The organism is Aequoribacter sp. (assembly GCF_965659035.1).
Classification (GTDB): Bacteria; Pseudomonadota; Gammaproteobacteria; order Pseudomonadales; family Halieaceae; genus Aequoribacter.
In genome coordinates this window covers 15697-17589 of the sequence record NZ_CBFHWH010000043.1, presented here as the reverse complement: position 1 = coordinate 17589, position 1893 = coordinate 15697, and the positions used below count along the sequence as shown (strand labels likewise).

General features: G+C 52.7%; 2 protein-coding genes. One reads left to right on the top strand and one right to left on the bottom strand.

Going from position 1 to position 1893, the window contains the following annotated elements:
- The coding region (locus ACTF5Z_RS07800; RefSeq protein ID WP_438985150.1) for an ACT domain-containing protein at positions 1 to 816 on the top strand (816 nt) is incomplete at its 5' end.
- On the opposite strand, the gene ACTF5Z_RS07795 is transcribed toward ACTF5Z_RS07800, so the two are convergent.
- On the bottom strand, positions 813 to 1769 hold the full coding sequence (locus ACTF5Z_RS07795) for a phosphate acyltransferase (protein ID WP_438985149.1): 957 nt from the start codon (positions 1767 to 1769) through the stop codon (positions 813 to 815). The two genes, ACTF5Z_RS07800 and ACTF5Z_RS07795, sit on opposite strands and share 4 nt — an antisense overlap.
- Between the last annotated feature and the right edge of the window lie 124 nt (positions 1770 to 1893).

The following is a 1893-nucleotide window of genomic DNA, read 5'->3' as shown; positions in this document are numbered from 1 at the left end:
AAAGGCTTAATGACAACCTTTGATCGCGGTTACAGCGAGATGACATTTTCCCGACTCGCGGTCTTGAGTCAGGCCGGCGAAGCGATTATCCACAAAGAGTTTCATCTCTCATCCGCCGACCCGAAGTTGGTGGGCTTAGACAAGGCAGTACCTATTGGACGAACGAACTATGACGTCGCTGATCAGCTCGCTAACTTGGGTATGGAGGCCATTCACCCCCGTGCCGCTAAGGGTTTGCGACAACAGGGGATCCCACTTCGAGTTCGAAATACTTTTGACCCGACCCATGAAGGTACGCTAATTACTCGCGATTGGGAGAATACACGCCCTTGCGTGGAAATTATTGCCGGCTGCAAAAAAGTATTTGCTATTGAGGTGTTCGATCAAGATATGGCCGGTGAGCTCGGACGTTATGACACGGCCTTGCTTGAAGCGATAAAGCGTTACAACGCGAGGATTATTGCGAAAGACCTTAACGCCAATACCATTACGCACTATCTTGCCGCGAATCTTAAAACCATTAAACGAATACTTGAACATCTGGCCGATGTGTTTCCCGGTGCCGACTGTTATTATCGCCGCGTTGCCGTTATTTCGGCCATTGGGTCAAATATGAAGCTTCCGGGCATCTTGGCGCAAACGGTTGGCGCGGTTGCGAGTGCTAACATCAGCGTACTGGCACTGCATCAATCGATGCGAGAGGTTGATATCCAGTTTATCGTGGACGAGAAAGACTACGAGCTCGCGATTAAAAGTCTGCATTCAACCTTAATTGAGGTGCACGATCATGGAAGAGCCATACGCTTGGCGTCTTAACTGCTCGCTGCTGTTCTTAAAGCCAGTAAGGCAACTTCCACAACTTCATCGATCGTTGCGCCGCGCGACAGATCTGCCACTGGGTGCTTAAAGCCTTGAAGCATCGGTCCGATGGCCCGTGCTCCGGTGAACTGCTGGACGAGTTTGTAGCCGATATTACCCGCCTCGAGCGACGGAAATATCAGTACATTGGCACGTCCGGCGACGGCCGATTCTCCTTGCCATTTGGTGGCGGCGACACGCTCTGATAGCGCCGTATCCACTTGCATTTCGCCGTCAATCAAGAGGCTTGAGTCCATAGCGCGGGCAAGTTCTAAGGCATGTTTGACCTTGTCGATACTGGCATGGCTAGCGCTACCTTGCGTTGAAAACGACAACATGGCAACACGCGGCGGCTCTGCTAGCAGGGCTTTAGCCTGTTGTGCCGTTGTGATAGCAATGGATGCGAGGTGCTCGGCGCTGGGGTCAACGTTAACGGCGCAATCGGCAAACAGCATCCGCTGCGTACGATTTGGAATCTCCATGACAAAGTAACTCGACGCCAAACCGTCAGCTTTGGCGTAGCCCATGCACATGGCAGCGGCTTCAATAACACGTTTGGTGGGGCTGGTTGCACCACCTACCATGAGGTCAGCCTCACCTATAGCCACCATGGTCGCTGCGAAAGGTAGAGGCTTTTTCACCAAGCGTTCGGCCATGCTGATCGACTTGAACTGGCGTAGCCCTTGCACGTGCTCGGCACACTGGCTTAACAGCAGTGGGTCTGATGGCGAGACGAACTTTAGGCCATCCACGGTCAAGCCTTGGCTGATTGCGACGTCACGAATGATGTCCGTTTTGCCAACTAACAGGCATTCGATCCCGTACTCGCGGCGCAGCTGTGTTGCGGCGGCGATGATTCGTGGCTCTTCACCCTCGGCAAAAATAACGCGTTGACGGTCCAGTTCACTCATGACGAATCTTTTATCGTTGCTCTAAAGGAACATACTCGCGCAAATCAGGACCGTTGTACTCGAGAAGCGGGCGAATGAGGATGTTGTTTTCCATTTGTTGCATGATCTGCAGACTCCAGCCGGG